The organism is Klebsiella sp. JB_Kp031, from assembly GCF_040064295.1.
Taxonomy (GTDB): domain Bacteria; phylum Pseudomonadota; class Gammaproteobacteria; order Enterobacterales; family Enterobacteriaceae; genus Klebsiella; species Klebsiella quasipneumoniae.
The window spans coordinates 263376-285523 of sequence record NZ_JBEAJW010000002.1 but is presented as its reverse complement, the minus strand read 5'-3'; the positions used below and the strand labels follow the sequence as shown (position 1 = coordinate 285523).

The 22148-nt window shown below is 61.4% G+C and carries 22 protein-coding genes and 1 pseudogene; 13 read left to right on the top strand and 10 right to left on the bottom strand.

Translation table 11 applies throughout. The features are described 5' to 3' along the window. Positions 1-40: 40 nt before the first annotated feature. Positions 41-3148: a beta-galactosidase gene (locus ABLV64_RS03400; RefSeq protein ID WP_062913928.1), complete on the bottom strand. Its 3108-nt coding sequence runs from the start codon at positions 3146-3148 to the stop codon at positions 41-43. 196 nt (positions 3149-3344) lie between these two features. Between ABLV64_RS03400 and ABLV64_RS03395 the strand changes: the two genes are divergently transcribed. Together ABLV64_RS03395 and ABLV64_RS03390 are read left to right on the top strand one after the other, a co-directional pair. Then, positions 3345-4409 carry a LacI family DNA-binding transcriptional regulator gene (locus tag ABLV64_RS03395; RefSeq protein ID WP_004205987.1) on the top strand — a complete coding sequence of 355 codons (1065 nt, stop codon included), beginning with the start codon at positions 3345-3347 and terminating at the stop codon, positions 4407-4409. Between the two features lie 263 nt (positions 4410-4672). Then, positions 4673-5113 carry a GNAT family N-acetyltransferase gene (locus tag ABLV64_RS03390; protein WP_004205986.1) on the top strand — a complete coding sequence of 147 codons (441 nt, stop codon included), beginning with the start codon at positions 4673-4675 and terminating at the stop codon, positions 5111-5113. Positions 5114-5167: 54 nt separating this feature from the next. On the opposite strand, the gene ABLV64_RS03385 is transcribed toward ABLV64_RS03390, so the two are convergent. Beyond that, positions 5168-5383: a DUF4177 domain-containing protein gene (locus tag ABLV64_RS03385; protein WP_004205985.1), complete on the bottom strand. Its 216-nt coding sequence runs from the start codon at positions 5381-5383 to the stop codon at positions 5168-5170. Next, positions 5352-6449, bottom strand: a complete 1098-nt coding sequence (ftrA, locus tag ABLV64_RS03380; RefSeq protein ID WP_048324123.1) for a transcriptional regulator FtrA — start codon at positions 6447-6449, stop codon at positions 5352-5354. Before ftrA ends, ABLV64_RS03385 begins: the two co-directional genes overlap by 32 nt. A gap of 67 nt (positions 6450-6516) precedes the next feature. On the opposite strand from ftrA, the gene ABLV64_RS03375 reads away from it, so the two are divergent. From ABLV64_RS03375 to urtE, 7 genes are all read left to right on the top strand, one after another. Further along, the gene (locus ABLV64_RS03375) at positions 6517-6915 is read left to right on the top strand and encodes a rhodanese-like domain-containing protein (protein WP_032456007.1); all 399 of its coding nucleotides are present in this window, start codon (positions 6517-6519) and stop codon (positions 6913-6915) included. A gap of 148 nt (positions 6916-7063) precedes the next feature. Continuing rightward, positions 7064-8167: a cobalamin-independent methionine synthase II family protein gene (locus tag ABLV64_RS03370; protein ID WP_023280916.1), complete on the top strand. Its 1104-nt coding sequence runs from the start codon at positions 7064-7066 to the stop codon at positions 8165-8167. 170 nt (positions 8168-8337) lie between these two features. Continuing rightward, positions 8338-9609: an urea ABC transporter substrate-binding protein gene (urtA, locus tag ABLV64_RS03365; protein WP_004205981.1), complete on the top strand. Its 1272-nt coding sequence runs from the start codon at positions 8338-8340 to the stop codon at positions 9607-9609. Positions 9610-9670: 61 nt separating this feature from the next. Beyond that, positions 9671-11245: an urea ABC transporter permease subunit UrtB gene (urtB, locus tag ABLV64_RS03360; RefSeq protein ID WP_348842953.1), complete on the top strand. Its 1575-nt coding sequence runs from the start codon at positions 9671-9673 to the stop codon at positions 11243-11245. Next, positions 11245-12318: an urea ABC transporter permease subunit UrtC gene (gene urtC, locus ABLV64_RS03355; protein ID WP_017900354.1), complete on the top strand. Its 1074-nt coding sequence runs from the start codon at positions 11245-11247 to the stop codon at positions 12316-12318. Before urtB ends, urtC begins: the two co-directional genes overlap by 1 nt. Further along, complete coding sequence (urtD, locus tag ABLV64_RS03350; RefSeq protein WP_004205978.1) at positions 12318-13115, top strand: urea ABC transporter ATP-binding protein UrtD; 798 nt, start codon at positions 12318-12320, stop codon at positions 13113-13115. Before urtC ends, urtD begins: the two co-directional genes overlap by 1 nt. A gap of 9 nt (positions 13116-13124) precedes the next feature. After that, positions 13125-13823: an urea ABC transporter ATP-binding subunit UrtE gene (urtE, locus tag ABLV64_RS03345; RefSeq protein WP_004205977.1), complete on the top strand. Its 699-nt coding sequence runs from the start codon at positions 13125-13127 to the stop codon at positions 13821-13823. Between the two features lie 35 nt (positions 13824-13858). Here urtE and ABLV64_RS03340 read toward each other — a convergent pair whose 3' ends face one another. After that, the gene (locus ABLV64_RS03340; RefSeq protein ID WP_004205976.1) at positions 13859-14341 is read right to left on the bottom strand and encodes a helix-turn-helix domain-containing protein; all 483 of its coding nucleotides are present in this window, start codon (positions 14339-14341) and stop codon (positions 13859-13861) included. A 129-nt stretch (positions 14342-14470) separates the two neighbouring features. Further along, entirely contained in the window at positions 14471-15667 is a 1197-nt protein-coding gene (gene ydeE, locus ABLV64_RS03335; protein ID WP_004205975.1) for an efflux MFS transporter YdeE, read from the bottom strand. A gap of 194 nt (positions 15668-15861) precedes the next feature. On the opposite strand from ydeE, the gene eamA reads away from it, so the two are divergent. Further along, positions 15862-16761, top strand: a complete 900-nt coding sequence (gene eamA / locus ABLV64_RS03330; protein WP_049003694.1) for an O-acetylserine/cysteine exporter — start codon at positions 15862-15864, stop codon at positions 16759-16761. Positions 16762-16809: 48 nt separating this feature from the next. On the opposite strand, the gene marB is transcribed toward eamA, so the two are convergent. From marB to marR, 3 genes are read right to left on the bottom strand one after another with little or no spacing between them, the layout of a single operon-like run. Further along, the gene (gene marB, locus ABLV64_RS03325; RefSeq protein ID WP_043519537.1) at positions 16810-17028 is read right to left on the bottom strand and encodes a multiple antibiotic resistance protein MarB; all 219 of its coding nucleotides are present in this window, start codon (positions 17026-17028) and stop codon (positions 16810-16812) included. 40 nt (positions 17029-17068) lie between these two features. After that, a complete protein-coding gene (gene marA / locus ABLV64_RS03320) occupies positions 17069-17443 on the bottom strand; it encodes an MDR efflux pump AcrAB transcriptional activator MarA (RefSeq protein ID WP_002904397.1) in 375 nt (124 codons plus the stop codon). A 20-nt stretch (positions 17444-17463) separates the two neighbouring features. Then, a complete protein-coding gene (marR, locus tag ABLV64_RS03315; protein WP_004143563.1) occupies positions 17464-17898 on the bottom strand; it encodes a multiple antibiotic resistance transcriptional regulator MarR in 435 nt (144 codons plus the stop codon). A 261-nt stretch (positions 17899-18159) separates the two neighbouring features. Here marR and ABLV64_RS03310 point away from each other — a divergent pair, with 261 nt between their 5' ends. Beyond that, positions 18160-18828, top strand: coding sequence for a MarC family NAAT transporter (locus tag ABLV64_RS03310; protein ID WP_004205969.1), 669 nt, complete (start codon positions 18160-18162; stop codon positions 18826-18828). 67 nt (positions 18829-18895) lie between these two features. Here ABLV64_RS03310 and ABLV64_RS03305 read toward each other — a convergent pair whose 3' ends face one another. Further along, entirely contained in the window at positions 18896-20095 is a 1200-nt protein-coding gene (locus tag ABLV64_RS03305; protein ID WP_323073119.1) for a sugar transporter, read from the bottom strand. 201 nt (positions 20096-20296) lie between these two features. On the opposite strand from ABLV64_RS03305, the gene ABLV64_RS03300 reads away from it, so the two are divergent. Together ABLV64_RS03300 and ABLV64_RS03295 are read left to right on the top strand one after the other, a co-directional pair. Continuing rightward, positions 20297-21091, top strand: coding sequence for a PhzF family phenazine biosynthesis protein (locus ABLV64_RS03300; RefSeq protein ID WP_049003692.1), 795 nt, complete (start codon positions 20297-20299; stop codon positions 21089-21091). Then, positions 21091-21171 (top strand): annotated as a pseudogene (locus ABLV64_RS03295) (DeoR/GlpR transcriptional regulator); the annotation flags it as partial. The gene ABLV64_RS03300 and the pseudogene ABLV64_RS03295, both read left to right, overlap by 1 nt. Positions 21172-21192: 21 nt before the next feature. Here the strand turns inward: ABLV64_RS03295 and ABLV64_RS03290 are convergent. Then, entirely contained in the window at positions 21193-22137 is a 945-nt protein-coding gene (locus ABLV64_RS03290; protein WP_017900360.1) for an L-lactate dehydrogenase, read from the bottom strand. Between the last annotated feature and the right edge of the window lie 11 nt (positions 22138-22148).

The window sequence follows — 22148 nt, the reverse complement described above, 5'->3', positions numbered from 1 at the left end:
GTTATTCTGTTTGTAGGGTGGGGGCTGCCGCCCCCACGGATTAAAGGCAACGCAATGAGACCTCGTACTGCCAGCGCGTTTGGGTCAGGAGCCACTGCGGCAGCACGCTTGGGGTCCAGGAGTCATCGCCGCCCACTCCCATATGCAGGCCGTCGAGGGTGATCCACACCCCGTCTTCAGCCTGGATCTTGTGCCAGTGGTCGGTCTCCATTAGCTGACGGGTGCTCCATGGCTGAACGGAGAAGTGGAAATGACCGCTGACGTGCCAGCGTCCCCAATCCAGCGCCTGGGTATCACAGCGCAGGCCGTTTTCCGTCGGGAAGATGTAGGGCGTGCTCATCGCCGCCAGCGGCTGCTCCCAGCGGGCGAAGCAGGCGCTGCTCCGCCGGTCGGGGTAGTTCTCATGCGGTCCCAGCCCCAGCCAGCTCACCGGCGCCTGCTGATCCGCCACCTGGAAATGCAGTCCGACCCGCGGCAGCGGCGGCAGCGTTTCCGCGCGCTCGCCGTCCACCGTCAGCCGTACCGTTCCGTCCGCAGTAAAGCGCATGCGCCAGTGGCTGACAATCACCACCTCGTCGCCGCGCAGGTAGTGCCAGCGGCTGTCGACAAGGGTCTCATTCGCCAGGCGCTGGGCATCGCACTGCACGCAGCGCGCCTCAAGGTCGAACAGGCCGGCGCTTTTCCAGCGCTCCACCCAGGCGTTGGGATCGATGCGCTCCACTTCGCTGACCCCGATGTCATTGTCGAGCGGCGCGCGGATAAACTGATCCTGCAGGGGGGTCAGCAGCTGCTCCTGACCGGCAAGCGACCAGCCACTCAGCAAACCGGTCCGCCGATCGACGGTCCAGCACTGCGTGCCGGCGCGGATCTGCCAGGCCTCCTCGCTGACGACCAGATCCGGGGCGCCGGCAGGCACCGTGGGCGCCGGCAGCGCCAGCGGGGCGGGCAGGGGAAACTGCTGCCAGGCGACGCGATGGTCCGCCGGGGACCAGTCGGTCGCCCGGGGCTGGACCACCTCCAGCGTCAGCCACACCGCGCGGGCGCCTGGCGGTATAATCAGGTCATCAAGCAGCGTTATCTCGTCACTGCCCTCCGGGGGAAGCGCCAGCGTCAGGTTGCCGTGATACAGGGTTTCACCGGCCGCCTGCACCTGCCAGCGCAGCGCTTCGTTATCGCTCTGGCGGAACAGGTATTCGCTGGCGATGCGCACGCGCAGCGGCGAGGTCGACAGCAGGGCGAACTGGAAATACTGCTGGGCGTGCTTCGCCTCGATCAGCGACGGATGCGGCGTGCGATCGGGGAACACCAGGCCGTTCATACAGAACTGGCGATCGTTCGGCTTATCGCCAAAGTCGCCGCCGTAGGCCCAGCCGACGCTGCCGTCGTCAAAGGTTTTGCAGATCGCCTGGTCGGCCCAGTCCCAGATAAACCCGCCCTGCAGCCGCGGATACTCGCGGAAGGCCTGCCAGTAATCGGCGAAGTTGCCGAGACTGTTGCCCATCGCATGGGCGTACTCGCAGAGGATCAGCGGCCGCTGCTCGCCGGGCAGGCTGATCCATTTTTTGATCCCCCACTTCGGTACCGCCGGGATCGGCTGGTCGCGTTCGACGCGGGCGTACATCGGACAGATAATATCGGTAGCGGTGGTATCCGCGCCGCCGCCCTCGTACTGCACCGGACGGCTCGGGTCGTTGCGCTTCAGCCAGTGGTACAGCGCTTCATGGTTGCCGCCGCCGCCAGATTCGTTACCCAGCGACCAGATGATAATGCATGGATGGTTGCGGTTGCTCTGTACCATCCGGGTGACGCGGGCGCTGAAGGCTGGCAGCCACGCCGGATCGTCGGACAGCCGGTTCATCGGCACCATGCCGTGGGTTTCAATATTGGCTTCATCGACCACGTACAGACCGTAGCGGTTGCACAGCTCATACCAGCGCGGCGCGTTGGGGTAGTGTGAGCAGCGGACGGCGTTAAAGTTGTTCTGCTTCATCAACAGAATGTCCTGCACCATATCCGCCTCGCTGACCACCTGACCGCGCAAATGGTGGTGTTCATGGCGGTTAACGCCGCGGATCAGCAGCGGTTTGCCGTTAAGGCGCAGCAGACCGTCGGCGATCTCGATGCGGCGAAAACCGATATCCCACGCCTCGGCCTCCAGCAGTTCGTCGCCACGCCACAGGGTGACCACGGCGCGATAACAGTTCGGGGTTTCCGCGCTCCAGTGCGCCGGCGCCGCTACCGCCAGGGAGAAATCGACCCGTTCGGCATAGTGGCCGCGCTCATCCACCGCCGGGGTGCCTAACGGCTGACGATGGGCGGCGACAGGCTGCTCGCCGCGCCACAGGCTAACCCCGACGCAGAGCCCGGCAAGCGCCGCCTCTGTCGCTTCGACGGTCGCCTGAACCTGCAGAGCGCCGTCGCGGCAGAGGGCGTCAAGGGTCGGCGTCAGCTGCACGTCGCATAGCCGCTGGTGCGGCTTATTCAGCAGCCACACCGAGCGAAAAATACCGCTCATTCGCCACATATCCTGGTCTTCCAGCCAGCTGCCGGCGCTCCAGCGCATGACCATCACGCACAGGCGGTTGTCGCCCGGGCGCAGGAAGGGGCTGAGATCGAACGCCGCCGGCAGGCGGCTGTCCTGGGAGTAACCGACCCAGGCGCCGTTGCACCACAGATGAAACGCTGAGTTGACGCCGTCGAAAATAATCTGCGTCTGTCCGTCCGTGCGCCAGGCGTCATCGATCGCAACGTGCAGGGAGTAACAGCCGGTTGGGTTATCCTCCGGCACCCGCGGCGGGATGGTGTCGATGGGGTAGCGGACGTTGGTGTAGATCGGCGCGTCATAGCCCTCCATCTGCCAGTTGGAGGGCACGGGCGTCCCGCGGCTGCCTGGCAGGTCTTGCGTCAGCCACTGTGCATCGACGGCAAACGGGCTGCGGGCGTAAGCAAATTGCCATTCGCCGTCCAGCTGACGACGTCGAGGCGAAGGGCGATTATCGCGGGCGGCAAGCTCATCGCGCCAGCTGGCGAACGCGGGATGCGCTGGCAGGCGGTTGAGATGGGTAATGGTCTGGTTCTGCCAGTCTTCGCGGGCGAGGACGGCGTGGAAGTCAGGCGCGTGGCGGCGACTGGTATCGCTTATTGGCATAGTAATCCCCGGTAAGTCAGAAAATGTCGATCGCTAAACAGGATAAAGAACGTTATCGGATAATTTGTTTTGTCCAGCAACGACGGCGGAAATGAAATTAACAGACGATCACGAAAGCGAGGGTAAAGCGCTGTTTTTTGTCGCGCGTTAAACATAAAATGTTAGCGCACGACATTGTTATTGCTGAGGAGAAAAAATGCCGCGTCGTACCGCTACCCTGGAGGATGTCGCTCGCGCGGCCGGGGTTTCCCAACAGACCGTCTCCCGGGTCCTGAACCGTCCTGAAGTGGTGTCAGCCCGCACCCGCGAGCAGGTAATCCGCGCGATGCAGGCGCTGCACTACGTACCTAACCGCTCGGCGCAGCTGCTCGCCGGCAAAGCAGCGCCCTCCATTGGGCTTATCACTGCCTCGCTGACCTTGCATGCTCCCTCGCAGATCGCCGCCGCGGTAAAGAGCCATGCCAGCCTGCACCAGCTGGAGGTGGCAATAGCGATGCCGGCGCAGGCCGACTTCGCCGCGCTGCAGGCCCGGCTGGACGAACTGCGCGCCCAGCATATTCGCGGAGTGATCGTTAGTCTGCCGCTGGAAAGCGCTACCGCCGAGCGACTGGTTAAAGAGAACCCGGATATGGCCTGCCTGTTTCTGGACGTCTCCCCGGAGGCCGATGTCTGCTGCGTGCGCTTCGATCATCGCGACGGCTGTGGGGCGTGCGTGCGCCATCTGTGGGAGCTGGGGCATCGCGAATTTGGCCTGCTGGCAGGGCCGGAAAGTTCGGTTTCCGCCCGTCTGCGTCTCGCCAGCTGGCGCGAGGCGCTGCACAGTCTGAATATCGCCCGTTCAACCACGGTGTTCGGAGACTGGAGCGCCGCCAGCGGCTGGCAGAAAACCTTTGAACTGCTGCACCTGCAGCCGCGGATCAGCGCCATTGTGGTGGCGAACGATCAGATGGCGCTCGGGGTACTCAGCGCGCTGGCCCAGCTCAATCGCAGCGGCAGCCAGGCGGTATCGGTGACCGGCTATGACGACACCGCCGACAGTCTCTACTTTCAGCCGCCGCTCACCACGGTGGCGCAGGACTTCGATCTGCTGGGCAAGCGGGCCGTGGAGCGGCTGATTGCTCTGATGGCGGCCCCGCAGCTGCGGATCCGCGAGCTGCTGCCGACCCGGCTCATCGTGCGCCAGTCGGCGTGGCCGCTCGCCGCCGCGGAGGACCGGCAGCAGACCCTGGCGCAGCTGAAAGCGTTGGTGGAGAAGCTCTAGCCGCAGGCCGTTGAGGATTTATTGAGGTTGACCATGCTAACCTCGAGATCAAACGTAGAGAGGTCAGGATCCTCTGCCTGCGAAAAATGCAAAATACAATCTATCCATGCAAGCATTGATTTACCGCCAGTCACATGGCGGTTTTTTTTTGCCTTCCTCCGTTTCCCGCTTTGTTCCGTTCGTTTTTTCGCCTGGCATCCCCTGCGGCGGCATGCTACATCTGTCTTTCGGGATAGATGCCGAACACAACGGGAGTCAAGGTCATGATGGTGATTGAGGGGAAAGAGGCGATTGGGCGGGTAGACTGGCGGCGGGTGAGGACCATCGTCGCCGAGGCCGGGCTGAATGAACGTGATGTTCAGCAGCTGGAGCAGGCGTTTCTCCATAGCACCTTCTGCTGGTTTGGCTATGAGCACGGTCAGCTGATTGCCGTGGCGCGGGCCATCAGCGACTGCACCTGGAGCAGCTATTTGTCGGATGTGGCGATCGTCCCCGACCGCCAGGGGCAGGGTTACGGACAACAGCTAATGCTGGCCATCCGGGAGCAGCTGCTGCCCTTCGGCAAAATCTTTATCTATGCGGTGGCCGATAAAATCCCATTCTATCAGCGCTTTGGTTTTGCCATGCTGACCACCGGGATGGTCTGCGCCAGCGAGGAGGCCATGCGCAACATGCAGGAGCAGGGCTATATCCGCCAGCCCTGAGCGCGGATACCGGGCAACGCCTGGCTTAAGCGGTTAAACCAGGCGCAGGCACCGTCAGAGGGGCCGTTCAAGCACAAACAGATACGCTTCCCGCGACCAGAACAGGGCGGTACGGCGTCGCTCCACCGACATGGTTTTTACCTCCCAGCCTTCGCGGGTATAGCTACTGAGAAACTGGCTCATTTTGTCAGGGTCGGCTTTGGCTTCGCCAAAAAACAGGCTGCCCAGCAGGCCCTCTTTATAGATCACTACCCGACACTCTTTCTTCATCATCGACCATCCTGGCGACCGGTTTACTGTGGCCGTCTATTGTCCGTGGCTGGGACGATTTTGCAATCGGAGAAGTTGCAAACTGTTTACGGTACTGCAGTGGGCTTAGCGCGAAGCGCTGGCGAAAATGGTGGCGCAGGGTGCCAGCGCTGGCAAAGCCGCAGCGCTCAGCGATCTGGTCGATGCCCATCGTGCTCTCCGTCAGGTGCTGACGGGCGCGCAGCAGACGCTCCTCCAGCAGCCAGCGGGCGGGGGTTTTACCAGTGGCCTCTTCAAAGCGGCGCAAAAAGGTGCGCGTCCCCATGCCGGCGCGCTGTGCGAGGGAGGCGACGGTGTGGCTGGCGGCGAGATGCTGGTGCAGATAATCAAACAGCTGGCCAAGGCGCAGACTCTCCCGGCTGCGGGCCACCGGACGCAGGACCTGCTGCGCCTGACCGCCGTCGCGATGGGGAGAGACCACCAGGCGGCGGGCGACCACATTCGCTGCCTCGCTGCCGAAATCCTCGCGCACCAGATGCAGACAGAGGTCGATCCCCGCCGCGCTGCCGGCGGAGGTCATCAGCAAATCATCACCCACGTACAGGACATCCTCCACCACCTGGATCTGCGGAAAACGGGACTGCAGCGCGGCGGTGTAGCGCCAGTGGGTTGTCGCCTGGCGGCCATTGAGCAACCCGGCGGCGGCGAGAACGAACACCCCGGAACAGATGGAAATAATCCGGCACCCGCGGGCGTGAGCGGCGGCCAGGGCGGCGCACAGCGCCTCGGGGACCGGGGCATCGATGCCGCGCCAGCCGGGGACCACGATGGTCTGCGCCTGGGCGAGAAGCTCAGGGCCGCCGTCGGTCATCAACCGGACTCCGCCGGTGGCTCTCAGAGGCCCTTCATCGACGGCGGCGACGGCGAACTGGTACCAGCGCTCGCCCATTTCCGGGCGCGGCAGGCCGAAGATCTCCACGGCCACGCCAAACTCAAAGGTGCACAGGCCATCGTAGGCGAGGGCCACCACGCGGTGAGGTGACAGTGTCACCGAAGGAGTTGTCAGGATGTTAGCGTTTTCTGTCATGGTTGCCGGCAGATAAGGGTGATGGGCGTCAGTAAAGTAGTGTTATCACAGACAAGGAGAAGACGCCATGAGTGTAGTAACCCAATTTACCCCCGCCACCTCCGCCGAGGCTATCCGCTGGTTCCGCCATAAGCTGCATCTCGAGACCGACTGCGCCGATGTGCACAGCGCCCAGCGTGCCGGCGAGGTCGACTTTGTCCTGCTGCACGTGGTCGGCAGCGAGGAGGCCTTCGCGAGGCGCCACCTGCCCGGCGCGCTGCATCTCCCGCACAGCCAGATCAGCGCCGAGAGAATGGCGGCCTGGCCGGGAGAGACCCTGTTTGTGGTCTATTGCGCCGGGCCGCACTGCAACGGTGCCGACGTTGCCGCGCTAAAGCTGGCCGAACTGGGGCGGCCGGTGAAAATGATGCTCGGCGGGATCACCGGCTGGGAAGATGAGGGCTATGCGTTTGTCGCCGGTAAATGAATATTTTTCATGTCCCATGAAATATTCTCGTTTGCGGCCCGCCGGCCTGCATGCCAGTATCTGGACATATAGCCATCCAGAAGTCTAAAAATTCAAATAATGAACTATCACGGTGGGCAACTAACGCGCCCACCGCTAAGGAGACAGCATGCAACGTCAACAGGCCCCGTTCCGCGCAGACATCGTCGGCAGTTTTTTGCGCCCGGACAGCATCAAACAGGCGCGTCAGCAGCTGGCTGAGGGGCTCATCGACGCCGGTCAGCTGCGCGACATTGAGAATAACGCTATCCGTCACCTGGTCCAGCAGCAGTGCGACTGCGGCCTGCACGTGGTTACCGACGGCGAGTTTCGTCGCGCATGGTGGCATTTTGATTTCTTCGACGGCCTGCAAGGCGTTGAGCGTTACGATGCCGAGCAGGGGATCCAGTTCAACGGCGTGCAGACCAAAGCGCACGGCGTGCGCGTTACCGGCAAGCTGGCGTTTGGCGACCACCCAATGCTGGAGGATTTCCGCTATCTGAAAAGCATCAGCGGCGACGCGCAGCCTAAGATGACCATTCCCAGCCCGAGCGTGCTCCACTTCCGCGGCGGTCGGAAAGATATTGATGCCACCGTTTACCCGGATCTCAGCGACTACTTCGACGACCTGGCCACCACCTGGCGCGACGCGATCCGTGCGTTTTATGACGCCGGCTGCCGCTATCTGCAGCTGGACGATACCGTCTGGGCCTATCTCTGTTCCGATGCCCAGCGTCAGCAGGTGCGCGAGCGCGGCGACGATCCGGATGCGCTGGCGCGCATTTATGCCCGGGTGCTGAACCAGGCGCTGGAGGGCAAGCCGGCCGATCTGACGGTGGGCCTGCACGTCTGCCGGGGCAACTTCCGCTCAACCTGGATCTCGGAGGGCGGTTACGAGCCGGTGGCTGAGGTGCTGTTTGGCGGCGTCAATGTCGATGCCTTCTTCCTCGAGTATGACAACGACCGCTCCGGAGATTTCGCGCCGCTGCGCTTTATTCGTCCCGGCCATCAGCAGGTGGTCCTCGGGCTTATCACCACCAAAAACGGCGAGCTGGAGAACCCGCAGGGGGTAAAAGCGCGCCTCGCTGAGGCGGCGCAATATGTTCCGCTCGAGCAGATCTGCCTGAGTCCGCAGTGCGGTTTCGCCTCCACGGAAGAGGGTAACGCCCTCAGCGAAGACCAGCAGTGGCAAAAAGTCCGTCTGGTGACCGCCATCGCCGCCGACGTCTGGTAATTGCTTTCTTAGCGCAGCGTTGCACCGTGATGAGGCAACGCTGCCATCTCCTTCGCCTCCGCCGTCCGCCTGCGCCGCATCCCACTGTTCTCACAACCTGGCACCGTTTTTGCCTTATCACCTCTGGTTAGCTGTTAATTCTTTATTTTTGCGCTACTCAGGAGTGAATCATGCAACGAAGAACGTTATTAAAAGCTTTTGCACTCTCCGCCTCTGTTATGGCTATGGGTCTCTCCTTCCAGGCCTATGCCGCCGACACTATTAAAGTCGGGATCATGCATTCGCTCTCCGGGACGATGGCGATTTCCGAAACGCCGCTGAAGGACGTCGCCCTGATGGCCATCGACGACATCAACGCCAAAGGCGGGGTGTTGGGCAAGAAGCTGGAGCCGGTGGTGGTCGACCCGGCCTCCAACTGGCCGCTGTTCGCCGAGAAGGCACGCCAGCTGCTGGCCCAGGACAAGGTGGCGGTGGTGTTTGGCTGCTGGACCTCGGTCTCGCGTAAATCGGTCCTGCCGGTGTTTGAGGAGCTGAACGGCCTGCTGTTCTACCCGGTACAGTACGAAGGGGAAGAGATGTCCCCCAACGTCTTCTATACTGGCGCGGCGCCTAACCAGCAGGCCATCCCGGCGGTGGAATACCTGCTGAGCGAGGACGGCGGCGGCGCCAAACGCTTCTTCCTGCTGGGAACCGACTACGTTTATCCGCGCACCACCAACAAGATCCTTCGCGCCTTCCTGCATGCCAAAGGGATCCAGGACAAAGATATCGAAGAAGTGTACACCCCGTTCGGCTATAGCGATTACCAGACCATCGTCGCCAATATCAAAAAATTCTCCGCCGGCGGCAAAACGGCGGTGGTCTCTACCATCAACGGCGATTCCAACGTGCCGTTCTACAAAGAGCTGGCTAACCAGGGGCTGAAAGCGACCGATGTGCCGGTGGTGGCCTTCTCGGTGGGGGAAGAGGAGCTGCGCGGCATCGATACCAAACCGCTGGTCGGCAACCTCGCGGCATGGAACTACTTTGAGTCGGTCGATAACCCGACCAACAAAGCCTTTGTCGCCGATTATCGCGCTTACGCCAAAGCGCACAAGCTGCCGAATGCCGATACGGTGGTGACCAACGATCCGATGGAGGCGACCTGGGTGGGTCTGCATATGTGGGCGCAGGCGGTGACCAAAGCCGGCACCACCGACGTGGACAAAGTGCGCGACGCTATGGCCGGACAAACCTTCAAAGCGCCGTCCGGTTTCACCCTGACGATGGATGCCACCAACCACCATCTGCATAAGCCGGTGATGATCGGTGAAATTGAAGGCAACGGCCAGTTCAACGTGGTCTGGCAGACCGATGAGCCCGTCCGCGCGCAGCCGTGGAGCCCGTGGATCCCCGGTAATGATAAGAAACCTGACCATCCGGTGAAAACCGTCAGCCAGTAAGCGCCAGGGCCGACGGAGCGGGAACGTCGCGTCCGTCGGCCGCTGACCAGAGGAGAACGACATGAACGCATTGCGTCTCATGAGTGTGTTGACGCTACTGCTGATCCTGCTGCCATGGCGGGCACAGGCCGCGGAGGCGGACGACTTCGTTGCCGCCAGCCGCAGCCAGCAGGCGCAGCTGTTGACCCAGTGGGCGGCAGCGCCGCAGGCGGATCGTCTGCCGCTGCTGCGGGCGTTGACCACCGAGAGCCTGGTGATGGACGACGGAAAACATGCTTTCCGCACCCGACAGGGCGGATTACAGCCATTGGGTGCCGTCGCCGCGCCCCAGGGCGAAACCCGACCGGTGCGTCTGACCAACCGCCTGCGCAATCTGGCTGCCGGCGCGCTGGCCAGCCACCTTATTTTAAGTGACAACGTCACGGAGAGAACTTCCGCCGCACGAACGCTACAGCGGGAAGCGACCCCGGCCATGGCCGCGCTGCTGCAGCAGCGGCTGAAGGCGGAAAGCGATGATAATGTGCGGGGCCTGCTGGAGGTGGCGCTGGCCCGGCTGCAGCTCACTCAGCCTGAGGCCAGCGCGCGGCTGGCCGCCGTGACGCTGCTCGGCCATTCCGCGGACCCGGAAACCCAGGCGCTCCTGATCCCCTTTACCGATGCCCAGCATGAGCCGGATGCGGCGGTGCGCGAGGCGGCCAGCGACAGCCTGCAAAAGATCAAACATCGTCTGCTGCTCGGCGATCTGCTGGGCCAGGCCTTTATGGGGCTATCGTTGGGCTCGGTGCTGCTGCTGGCCGCGCTGGGGCTGGCGATCACCTACGGCCTGCTGGGGGTGATTAACATGGCCCACGGCGAGATGCTGATGATTGGCGCCTACAGCTGCTGGCTGGTTCAGCAGGCGCTGGCGCAGCTCGCGCCGCAGTGGCTGGCCTTTTATCCGCTGGTCGCGCTGCCGGTGGCGTTTCTGGTGACCGCCGGGATCGGCATGGCGCTGGAGCGCACCATTATTCGTCATCTGTATGGTCGGCCGCTGGAGACGCTGCTCGCCACCTGGGGGATCAGCCTGATGCTTATCCAGCTGGTGCGGATGCTGTTTGGCGCACAGAACGTCGAGGTGGCGAACCCCGCCTGGCTCTCCGGCGGCGTGCAGGTCCTGCCGAACCTGATCCTGCCGTGGAACCGGCTGGCGGTGCTGGCGTTCGTCCTGCTGGTGCTGTGCTTTACCTGGCTCATCCTGAACCGCACCCGTCTGGGGATGAACGTCCGCGCCGTGACGCAGAACCGGGCGATGGCCGCCTGCTGCGGCGTGCCTACCGGGCGGGTGGATATGCTGGCCTTTGGCCTCGGCTCCGGTATTGCCGGGCTGGGCGGCGTGGCGCTGTCGCAGCTCGGCAATGTCGGGCCTGAACTGGGTCAGGGATACATCATCGACTCGTTTCTGGTGGTGGTCCTGGGCGGCGTCGGCCAGCTGGCCGGCAGCGTGGCGGCGGCCTTTGGGCTGGGCATTTTCAACAAAATTCTCGAACCGCAAATGGGCGCTGTGCTGGGCAAGATCCTGATCCTGGTGATGATTATTCTGTTTATTCAGAAACGCCCGCAGGGTCTGTTCGCGCTGAAAGGGAGGGTGATTGACTGATGAGCCAACCTGTTACCTTAACGCTGGCGCAGCGCGCGCCGCGGCCTCTGCGCTGGCTGGGGATCCTGCTGGTGCTGGGGCTACTGAGCATGCCATTTCTCGCGCTGCTGCCGGCCTCCCATCCGCTGGCGGTACCGAGCTGGCTGCTGACCCTGAGCGGTAAAATCCTCTGCTACGCCATTGTGGCGGTGGCGCTGGATCTGGTCTGGGGCTACGCGGGTATGCTGTCGCTGGGGCACGGGATTTTCTTTGCCCTCGGCGGGTACGCTATGGGCATGTACCTGATGCGCCAGGCGGCGGGCGACGGTCTGCCGGCGTTTATGTCTTTTCTCTCCTGGAGCGAACTGCCCTGGTTCTGGTGGGGCACGCAGCATTTCGCCTGGGCGATGGCGCTGGTGGTGCTGGTTCCCGGTCTGCTGGCCCTGGTTTTCGGCTGGTTTGCCTTTCGCTCGAAGATCAAAGGGGTCTATTTCTCGATCATGACCCAGGCCCTGACCTATGCCGGTATGCTGCTGTTCTTTCGCAACGAGACCGGGTTTGGCGGCAACAACGGTTTCACCGGTTTTACCACGCTGCTGGGTTTTCCGGTCACCGCCACCGGCACCCGCGCCACCCTGTTTATGGCCACGGTTTTGCTGCTGTTGCTGACCCTGTGGCTGGGCTCGGCGCTGGCGCAGAGTAAGTTTGGTCGGATCCTCACCGCGGTGCGGGATGCCGAGAACCGCCTGATGTTCTGCGGGTACGACCCGCGCGGCTTCAAGCTGCTGGTGTGGACGCTGTCGGCGGTACTCTGCGGCCTGGCGGGGGCGTTATATGTCCCGCAGGTGGGGATCATCAACCCCAGCGAAATGTCGCCGACCAACTCCATCGAGGCCGCCATCTGGGTGGCGCTCGGCGGGCGCGGCACACTGATTGGCCCGGTGCTTGGCGCCGGGCTGGTCAACGGCGCGAAGAGCATTTTCACCGTGGCGATGCCGGAGTACTGGCAGCTGTTTCTCGGCCTCATCTTTATCATCGTAACCCTGTTTTTACCCCGCGGGGTGATGGGCCTGCTGCGTCGAGGAGACCGCTAATGCAACCGGATGAAGGACTGTTTACCCGCCAGCTGCCCGGCGATCGCTTTCGTGCGCAAACCGACCCGGTACTGCAGCTGGAGAACATTAACGTCAGCTTTGATGGTTTCCGGGCGCTGACGGACCTGTCGCTGGCGATTGGCGTCGGCGAGCTGCGCTGTGTGATCGGCCCCAACGGCGCGGGCAAGACCACCCTGATGGATGTGATCACCGGCAAAACCCGGCCGCAGAGCGGCAAAGCGATCTATGACCAGTCGGTGGATCTGACCACCCTCGAACCGGTGGCCATCGCCCGCCAGGGCATCGGGCGCAAGTTTCAGAAGCCGACGGTCTTCGAAGCGCTGACGGTGGCGGAAAATCTCGCCCTGGCGATGAAGGGAGATAAATCGGTGTGGGCCAGCCTGCGCGCCCGGCTGAGCAGCGAACAGGACGATCGGCTGAATGAGGTGCTGCGCCTGCTGCGTCTTGACGGCGAACGCTACCGCCAGGCGGGGCTGCTTTCCCATGGCCAGAAACAGTTCCTTGAGATCGGCATGCTGCTGGTGCAGGAGCCGCATCTGCTGCTGCTTGATGAGCCAGCGGCCGGCATGACCGATGCGGAAACCGAATATACAGCGGAGCTGTTTCGCACGCTGGCCGGACAGCACTCCCTGATGGTGGTGGAGCACGACATGGGATTTGTCGAGACCATCGCCGACCGGGTGACGGTCCTGCATCAGGGCCAGGTGCTGGCGGAGGGATCGCTGCGGGAGGTGCAGGCCAATGAACAGGTCATTGAAGTTTATCTGGGACGTTAAGGAGCGCCAATGTTACAGGTGAGTCAGCTACATCAATACTACGGCGGCAGCCATATTTTGCGTGGGGTGGATTTTTCCGCCCGCCAGGGCGAAGTCACCTGCCTGCTGGGGCGCAACGGCGTCGGCAAGACCACCCTGCTGAAATGTCTGATGGGGCTGATCCCGGCGCGCAGCGGCGAAGTGCGCTGGCAGGATCAGAACATCACCCACCGTAAACCGCACCAGCGGGTGCAGGCCGGGGTGGCCTACGTCCCTCAGGGACGCGAGATTTTTCCGCGCCTGACGGTGGAGGAAAACCTGCTGATGGGGCTATCGCGCTTTCCCGCCCGCGAGGCGCAGCAGGTGCCGGAGGAGATTTACCAGCTTTTCCCGGTGCTCAAGACCATGAAGCAGCGGCGGGGCGGTGACTTATCCGGCGGCCAGCAGCAGCAGCTGGCGATCGGCCGGGCGCTGGCCAGCCGTCCGCAGCTGCTGATCCTCGATGAGCCCACCGAAGGGATCCAGCCCTCGGTCATCAAAGAGATTGGCGAGGTGATCCGTCAGCTGGCGAGCCGCGGGGATATGGCCATCCTGCTGGTGGAACAATTCTATGACTTTGCCGCCGGGCTGGCGGACCACTACCTGGTGATGTCGCGCGGCGCCATCGTCCAGCAGGGCAAGGGCGGAGATATGGAAACCGACGGCGTACGCGCCCTGGTGACTATCTGAACGGACCGGCGGCGTTCGCGCCGCCGGTTTCCTTGCTATTTACGCAGCAGCCGCTGCAGGCGCGCCTGGCGCCAGTTTTTGATCCATTCGCCGAACACGAACAGGCGTAATCCTCTCACCGCCAGCAGAGCGCCCCAGATCAGGGCGACCCAGCCGGACCAGGTGTACTGCGGGTTAGTGTACCGGTTGAGCAGCGCCAGCAGCACGCAGACCACCAGCGCCACCGACAGCGAACGAAAAAAGCGGCTCTCCTGCTGCACCCGCGCTTTCGCTTCCTCTATACGCAGATCCAGCGAGGCTTCCGGGCCCGGAGCGCCCTCCCGCGAGGCTTCGCCGCCGATCTCGGCCACCGTCACCTCAAAGACCGCGGCGAGGGCGCTGAGGGTCTCCAGTCCCGGGCGTTCGCCATTCTCAATGCGCTGGATCGTGCGGACGCTGAGACCCGCCATTTCGGCCAGCTGTTCCTGGGACCAGGCGCGCTGCAGCCGTAATTGTTTGACCTGATTGTTGCTGTTCATATTTGTATGCTCCATAACGTTCTGCGGATGTAAACCTGTGATGGAGTATGGAAAAGCGGGCCGCCAGCCACCACGACAGCGACCCGACAACGGCCCGACAGCAACCTGACAGCCGCATGCCATCTGGCGTCAGGCGTTGGCCAGCGGAGAATCCGGCTGCCAGGGGCGGGCATTGATCCCGCGGAAAATCATCAGCCAGGCGGCGACAATGGCCCCGATAAGAATGACAAAAAGCGACCAGTGCGGCAGATGGGTGAGGATCAACCCCGTCAGCATCGGGTTGAATGCCGCGCCCAGCCATCCCAGCGACTGAGCGGAGAAGTAGCTGGCCTTCATCCCCGGCGGGGCGATATGGTCAATCAGCATATACTCGCCGGGGGCATAAATCACCTCGCCAAGGGTGAAGACTGCCGCCGAGATCCCCCATGCCCACAGGCTGGCGCCGGAGAACATAAAGCCCACGAGGCCGATCACAAAGCAGACGGTGCCGAAGGTCATCAGCGGGCGGATATTTCTGGCGCTCAGTCGCCGGCCAACCGCATACTGCAGAGCGACGACCACCGCGGCGTTAACCGGCAGCACCACGGCCACCACTTTTTCGGCGAAGTCGCTGCTGGCGACCACCAGTACGTACTGCGAGATACAGGAGGCGAAAGCGCCGCCGACGAAGGAGGCCAGCAGCCCTGAACAGGTAAACCACAGCAGCGCGCGGTCGCGCAGCAGCACCGAAGGCGTCCAGACGGCAGCCCCTGGCTGGGCGGCGGCGGCGCCATCTCGCTGCAGAAACAGCTGAATAAACACTAACGGGAAGGCGGCGCAGGCTGCCGCCAGCCAGAATGGCAGATTAATGCTGTGCATCACCAGCAGCGTGCCGATGGGCGGTCCGACGGTCCAGCCGATGTTGAGGATGGTGTAGTTCAGCGAGAAGATGCGCGCTTTTTTCTCCGCCGTCAGCCGGTCGGCGAACCAGGCTTTCAGCACGGTGGAAAAGACCGAGTAGGCGCAGTTGATCAGCGCAAAGAAGATCACCACCAGGATAGCGTTATTGACCAGCGGTATCGCGCTGAAACCAAGGATAAACACCAGCACTGACCACACCATATAGCGCTTTTTGTCGAACTTGTCCGCGAGGATGCCAAAGCCCATGCTAAACAGCACGCCGACCACGAGGGCCAGCGACAGGGCGTAGCCAATCACATCCACCTCCAGCTGATAGCGTCGGGTGAGGTAGATGGTCATAAACGGCAGTGTGGCCCCGCGGCCGATAGTCAACAGTAGCGACGATGCCAGCAGCGCGATGGTGGAGCGCCGGAGTGTGGTGATCATGATTTCCTTGCCTGTCATGTTGTTATAATTTTATGTCTTCGATCACAAATAACACGGCCATCACGCCTTGTACAGGTCGCCCCGGTGGCGATAGGCACTTCCGAACCTGCCAAAAATAATGATCTATCCTGGCGACCGCTTTTTCGCTAGTTTGATTTTGTTCACAAAAATTCTAATAACGACAGAGGCAGGGTATGACGAGGAAAGATGGACTGCTGGCGCTGCTGGTAGTGGTGGTGTGGGGGCTTAACTTCGTGGTGATTAAGCTGGGATTGCACAATATGCCGCCGCTGATGCTGGCGGGCCTGCGCTTTATGCTGGTCGCCTTCCCGGCGCTGCTGTTTGTCGCCCGGCCGGCCATTCCGCTGCGCCTGCTGCTGGGCTATGGCCTGACCATTAGCTTTGGCCAGTTTGCCTTTTTGTTCTGCGCTATCGGCCTGGGCATGCCGGCGGGGCTGGCGTCGCTGGTGCTGCAGGCGCAAGCCTTTTTTACCATCATTCTCGGCGCCTTCGTCTTTGGCGAACGCTTACAGGGCAAGCAGCTGGCGGGGATCGCGCTGGCGATCTTCGGCGTGCTGGTGCTGGTGGAGGGGAGCCTCGGCGGGGAGCATGTCCCGCTGGTGGGCTTTATGCTGACCCTGGCGGCGGCGCTCAGCTGGGCCTGCGGCAATATTTTCAACAAAAAAATCATGTCCCAGGCGACCCGCCCGCCGATCATGTCGCTGGTGGTGTGGAGCGCATTGATCCCGGTGCTGCCGTTTATGTTTGCCTCCTGGCTGATCGATGGCCCGCAGCTCATGCTGGCGAGTCTACGCCAGATCGATATGCTGACGGTTCTCTCGCTGCTTTACCTGGCGTTTATCGCCACCATCGTCGGCTATGGTATCTGGGGCTCGCTGCTGGGGCGCTATGAAACCTGGCGGGTGGCGCCGCTGTCGCTGCTGGTGCCGGTAGTGGGGATGGCCAGCGCCGCGCTGCTGCTGGGGGAGACGCTGAGCGGACTGCAGCTCGCCGGGGCGGCGCTGATCATGGCCGGGCTCTATATCAACGTTTTCGGTCTGCGTCTGGTGTGGCCGGGCATGGCGCGCGGGTAAAAAAAAGCCCCGGAGACGGGGCTATACACAAGTATGCGTGTAATGGCATCACAGGTCGTGCTGCTGGTAGTACGGTACGCCTAGTTCGTCAGATTTATCATTGCCGGCCGCCATATGATTGAAATCAAACGGCGAGTCGTTATGGTCCGAAGGGAGAATCATTGTGTCACGCTGGTTTTGCCGCACCGGCGTGGTGGTTTGCTCCGCAAAGCTGAAGCTGGATGCCAGCGACAGAAGGACGATAGCTGCGGCAGCGAATAGTTTCATGATTTCCTCAATACGTCTTTGATATTACAGGCGATAAACATCAGTTATTTAGCGGATGCAGATAGCGGGATTCGCCAGGTACATTCGTTATGCGATATTTGTGGGGCGGAACATCAAAATAGTTTTTAAATGTTCGCGTCAAGGTCTGCTGCGATTCGAAACCGTAGCGTTCCGCCAGGTACAGGATTGGCTCATTGCTCTGCTTGAGCTTTTGCGCAATCTCCGTCAGCTTACGGCTGCGGATGTACTGGCCGAGGGAATGGCCAGTCTCTTTCTTAAACATACGTTGCAGGTGCCACTTGGAGTAACCTGAGCGCTCAGACACTTTTTCCAGCGACAGGGGCGATTCCAGGTTATCCTCGATCCACGACAAAATACTATGGATAGTGATGGCGTCATTATTACGTCTGGACATCATCTTACCTCTTCTTATTTTTACGGCAGGACCTTCTTGAGGAGTTGCTCAAGCATGGCGACTTCGTCCGCCGACAGATTTTTTGTTAACTCCTGGTGTAACTTCTGACCCACAACCTGATGACACTGCTCGCAAAGGGCTGCGCCGTCTGGCGTCAACTGCACCAGCACACCGCGCTTGTCAGCGGGGTTGGGTAACCGTTCAATCCAGCCTTTACACGCCAGGCGGTCGAGCATACGCGTCATCGCGCCCGGGTCGACTGAAAGCACGGTTTTCAGCTCAACGGGGGTAATACATACCTCGCAACGAATGGAACAGAGCACCCGAAACTGGGTCGCGGTAATATCCATGGGTGAGAGGTAGTCGTTGAGCAGGCGATCTTTTTTCTGGTTAACCATCTGGATCAAGCGGCCCAGCGGGATCATTTCGTTGAACAGGTCGCTGGTACTTTTCATGATGGTTGCCCAGGCAATTATTTAGTTGCGATTGATACTATTGCCCAGGCAATCATAAGTCAACATTATGAATTAGCCGATGCCACGATTTGCTAAAACAAAAAAATTCGACGCGTGTCACTGTTTGTGAATTTTCTAACGCTTGTTAATTTTTGGCGAAAGTGATTTATCAGCTGGCTGGCGTTGAAATTGTTGAAGCCGGTATACTCACGGACTGAAACCATCTTTAAAAAATGAATATTTACGGGACTTTATTTAACTATGTTCGATTTGTTTAAAGCGATAGGGCTCGGCCTGGCGGTGCTTTTACCGCTGGCGAATCCGCTGACTACCGTGGCGCTGTTCCTCGGCCTGGCGGGCAATATGAACAACGCCGAGCGTAACAAGCAGGCGTTGATGGCCTCGGTGTATGTCTTCGCCATCCTGATGGTGTCATGGTATGCCGGCCAGGTGGTGATGAATACATTCGGCATATCAATACCTGGGCTGCGAATCGCCGGGGGGTTGATTGTGGCCTTTATCGGTTTCCGTATGCTGTTCCCCCAGCAAAAAGCCCACGATTCGATGGAAGCGAAGATCAAATCGGAAGAACTACAGGATGAGCCGACCGCCAATATCGCCTTTGTGCCGCTGGCGATGCCAAGCACCGCCGGTCCGGGCACCATCGCGATGATCATTAGTTCCGCCTCGACCGTTAAACACGGGGTGGACTTCCCGGAGTGGGTGGTGCTGGCGGCGCCGCCGATTATCTTTGCCCTGTTGGCGATCATTCTCTGGGGTTGCCTGCGCAGTTCGGGGGCGATTATGCGTCTGGTAGGCAAAGGCGGCATTGAGGCCATCTCACGACTGATGGGCTTCCTGCTGGTCTGCATGGGCGTGCAATTTATTATTAATGGCGTGCTGGAGATCATTTCGACCTGGCATCCCTGACCGCGGTGATGCGCAGAGAGACAACAGCCCGCCGGAGCGATACCGGCGGGCTTTTTTTGCGGCTAAATTAAGAGTGGTGCGGCTGGTGTTCTTCCAGCGATACCGGCCAGCGACGGAAGATCAGCAGGGCCCAGATCAGGCCTGCCAGCGCCGGGATAGCGCCGATATAGCCGATGGAGGCCATAGAGAGATGCAGACTCACCTGGCTGCCCACCAGCGCGCCGGCGCCAATGCCGATATTAAAGATGCCCGAGAACAGCGACATGGCGACGTCGGTGGCGTCCGGGGCGGAGGCCAGCACTTTCACCTGCATGCCGAGACCGATAATCATAATCGCCACCCCCCAGAAGATGCTGAGCAGCATCAGGTGGTGCGGGTTATGCGAGGCAGGCAGAAGCAGCAGCAGACAGGCCAGCAGCAGGCCGATGGCGAAGCTTATCAGCCCCGAAGCGTGCTGGTTACCGAGCTTGCCGAACAGAATGCTGCCGATAATCCCGGCCCCGCCGAGGATCAGCAGCAGCACGGTGGCAAAATTGCCGCTCAGACCCGCCACCGTCTGGACGAAGGGTTCGATATAGCTGTAGGCGGTATAATGGGCGGTCACCACCACTACGGTCAGAATGTATACGCTGACCAGCGCCGGGCGACGGAACAGCACCGGCAGGCTCTTCAGCGAGCCTGAGTGTTCGCTCGGCAGGGTCGGCAGCAGTTTCACCAGGCAGACCAGGGTGGCTAACGCGCCCAGGCCGATCGCCAGGAAGGTCATTCGCCAGCCAAAATACTGGCCGATGATGCGGCCGATCGGAATCCCAAACACCATCGCCAGCGCGGTACCGGTGGCGATCAGACTGAGCGCCTGCGCCCGTTTGCCCGGGGGGGCCATGCGGATGGCTAGCGCCGACGTTATCGACCAGAACACCGCATGGGCGAAGGCGATGCCGATGCGGCTGATGACCAGCACGTCAAAATTCCATGCAAAGAACGACAGCACATGGCTGGCGATAAACAGAATAAACAGGCCGATGAGCAACCGCCGGCGCTCCACTTGGCTGGTCAGCAGCATAAACGGCAGCGACATTAACGCCACCACCCATGCGTAGATGGTCAGCATCATGCCCACCTGGGCGGTTTCCATGTCGAAGCTGTCGGCAATATCCGATAGCAGACCGACCGGGGCGAATTCTGTGGTGTTAAAAATAAACGCGGCGATGGCCAACGTCACGACACGTAGCCACGCTACCTTGCGTGAGACCGTATTCGTAGTCATAAGCTCTGGACTGGTGATTCAGGGGAAGATGTGACGCCGATCATAAAACGTTTGCTGGCGAAAAGACAATCATTATGTGATCTGCCTCTCATTTCACTGCAAGCAGCCAGGCGCGGTTAAGCAATTAATTTTGCTATGGATAGTGTCAGAGGGGCGCTTTTATGTCATGTTGAAGGAAAGTAAAAAAAGTAAGGACAGTGTATGCAGGAAATTCAATTTTATCTGGTCGATGCTTTCAGCGATAAAAACTTCGGTGGCAATGCCGCGGCCGTCTGCCCCCTCAGCGAGTGGTTAGCCGACGATGTGCTGCTGAAAATGGCCCAACAGCATAATCAGTCCGAAACGGCGTTCTTCGTCCGCACCGACGAAGGCTATGAGCTGCGCTGGTTTACCACGCTGCACGAGATCAACCTCTGCGGTCATGCCACCCTGGCCGCGGCGCACGTTATTTTTGAATATCTCGACCATCCCTCGGCGACCATCACCTTCAGCACCCGCTTCGTTGGCGACCTGCGAGTCACCCGCAGCGGCGACTGGCTGACGCTCGACTTCCCGGCGTGGACGACCACCCCGGTGGCCAACCCGCCGGCGGACCTGCTGGCCGGACTAGGCCTCGAGGCGGCCGTCGAGGTACGTGAAGGGCGCGATTATCTGGTGCTGCTGGCGGATCGTCAGCAGGTTGAAGCGGTGCGGCCGGACATGGCGCGCCTGCAGACGCTTGGCAAAATGATCTGCGTCAGCGCGCCGGATGAGGAGTATGACTTTGTCAGCCGCTTCTTCTGCCCGGGTGAAGGGGTGCCGGAGGATCCGGTGACCGGCTCCGCCCATAGCATGCTGATCCCCTGGTGGGGCGAAAAACTGGGGAAAACCACCATGATGGCGCGCCAGGGCTCCGCTCGCGGCGGCGACCTGCGCTGCCAGTGGCAGGGCGACAGGGTGCTGATAGGCGGCCAGGCCACCACCTATCTGCGCGGAACGGTTTATCTGCGAGGGTAATCGTTACCGACAGCCACCTGCCGGAAGCGACCCGCGAGGCGCTGGTGACCCTTTCCCCACAGCTGATCATTGCCGACTGAACCAGACGTCGCCGTCTGCCATCAGGGCAGACGCGCGATATTGGCTTTGATTACCGCAATCGACTGGCTGAACTTCGCCTGCTCTTCGTCGGCCAGCCGCAGTTCGATAATCTGCTCCACGCCCCCCTGGGCCAGCACCGCCGGCACCCCAGCCGCCGCGCCGCAGACCCCGTACTCACCGTCAAGAATGCAGGAGACCGCCAGCGCGCGGTGGCTGCCGGTAAAAATATTACGGCAGATCTCGGCGATGGTGCCTGCCACACCATATTCCGTACAGCCTTTACCGGCGTAGATCTCAAACCCCAGCTTACGCACTTTATCGGCCATCGCCTCGCGGTCGAGCGGCCGGCCGGTGCGCTGCTGGTAGAGGTCGGCTATCGGCGAGCCATACACCGAGGAGTGCGACCAAACCGGAAACTGAGTGTCGCCGTGCTCGCCGAGGATAAAAGCGTCGATGCTCTGGGCGCCAATGTTCAGCTCCTGCGCCAGCAGACGGCGCAGGCGGGTGGTATCCAGCCAGACGCCGGTGCCCAGCACCTGGCTGCGCGGCAGGCCGGAGAGCTGCCATACCTGCCAGGTGATGATGTCGCAGGGGTTCGTGGCTACCAGAAAGATGCCGTTAAACCCATTGGCCATCATCGTTGGCACGATGCGCTTCACTATCTTCGCGGTGGTGGTCAGTTCATCCAGTCGGCTCTGGCCTGGACGCAGCGCACCGCCGGAGACGGTGATCACCGCGATGTCGACATCAGCGCAGTCGCTAGCCTCCCGGGTAGAGATGGTCATCATCCCCGGCCGATAGGCCGCGGCATCGCTGAGGTCCTGAGCGTGTGCCTCGGCGCGCTGTTGGTTAATGTCGACGAGGATCAGCTCCTCGCAGATGCTCTGATTGAGCAGCGCGTAGGCCGCCGACGCGCCGACGTTGCCGGCGCCAATAATCATCACTTTACGGGCTTTGGTGTGCATATTCAGCTCTC

Coding starts and splice junctions, on each gene's coding strand:
- ABLV64_RS03400 (WP_062913928.1), bottom strand. CDS start 3,148: ATGCCAATAAGCGATACCAGTCGCCGCCACGCGCCTGACTTCCACGCC.
- ABLV64_RS03395 (WP_004205987.1), top strand. CDS start 3,345: ATGCCGCGTCGTACCGCTACCCTGGAGGATGTCGCTCGCGCGGCCGGG.
- ABLV64_RS03390 (WP_004205986.1), top strand. CDS start 4,673: ATGATGGTGATTGAGGGGAAAGAGGCGATTGGGCGGGTAGACTGGCGG.
- ABLV64_RS03385 (WP_004205985.1), bottom strand. CDS start 5,383: ATGAAGAAAGAGTGTCGGGTAGTGATCTATAAAGAGGGCCTGCTGGGC.
- ftrA (WP_048324123.1), bottom strand. CDS start 6,449: ATGACAGAAAACGCTAACATCCTGACAACTCCTTCGGTGACACTGTCA.
- ABLV64_RS03375 (WP_032456007.1), top strand. CDS start 6,517: ATGAGTGTAGTAACCCAATTTACCCCCGCCACCTCCGCCGAGGCTATC.
- ABLV64_RS03370 (WP_023280916.1), top strand. CDS start 7,064: ATGCAACGTCAACAGGCCCCGTTCCGCGCAGACATCGTCGGCAGTTTT.
- urtA (WP_004205981.1), top strand. CDS start 8,338: ATGCAACGAAGAACGTTATTAAAAGCTTTTGCACTCTCCGCCTCTGTT.
- urtB (WP_348842953.1), top strand. CDS start 9,671: ATGAACGCATTGCGTCTCATGAGTGTGTTGACGCTACTGCTGATCCTG.
- urtC (WP_017900354.1), top strand. CDS start 11,245: ATGAGCCAACCTGTTACCTTAACGCTGGCGCAGCGCGCGCCGCGGCCT.
- urtD (WP_004205978.1), top strand. CDS start 12,318: ATGCAACCGGATGAAGGACTGTTTACCCGCCAGCTGCCCGGCGATCGC.
- urtE (WP_004205977.1), top strand. CDS start 13,125: ATGTTACAGGTGAGTCAGCTACATCAATACTACGGCGGCAGCCATATT.
- ABLV64_RS03340 (WP_004205976.1), bottom strand. CDS start 14,341: ATGAACAGCAACAATCAGGTCAAACAATTACGGCTGCAGCGCGCCTGG.
- ydeE (WP_004205975.1), bottom strand. CDS start 15,667: ATGATCACCACACTCCGGCGCTCCACCATCGCGCTGCTGGCATCGTCG.
- eamA (WP_049003694.1), top strand. CDS start 15,862: ATGACGAGGAAAGATGGACTGCTGGCGCTGCTGGTAGTGGTGGTGTGG.
- marB (WP_043519537.1), bottom strand. CDS start 17,028: ATGAAACTATTCGCTGCCGCAGCTATCGTCCTTCTGTCGCTGGCATCC.
- marA (WP_002904397.1), bottom strand. CDS start 17,443: ATGTCCAGACGTAATAATGACGCCATCACTATCCATAGTATTTTGTCG.
- marR (WP_004143563.1), bottom strand. CDS start 17,898: ATGAAAAGTACCAGCGACCTGTTCAACGAAATGATCCCGCTGGGCCGC.
- ABLV64_RS03310 (WP_004205969.1), top strand. CDS start 18,160: ATGTTCGATTTGTTTAAAGCGATAGGGCTCGGCCTGGCGGTGCTTTTA.
- ABLV64_RS03305 (WP_323073119.1), bottom strand. CDS start 20,095: ATGACTACGAATACGGTCTCACGCAAGGTAGCGTGGCTACGTGTCGTG.
- ABLV64_RS03300 (WP_049003692.1), top strand. CDS start 20,297: ATGCAGGAAATTCAATTTTATCTGGTCGATGCTTTCAGCGATAAAAAC.
- ABLV64_RS03290 (WP_017900360.1), bottom strand. CDS start 22,137: ATGCACACCAAAGCCCGTAAAGTGATGATTATTGGCGCCGGCAACGTC.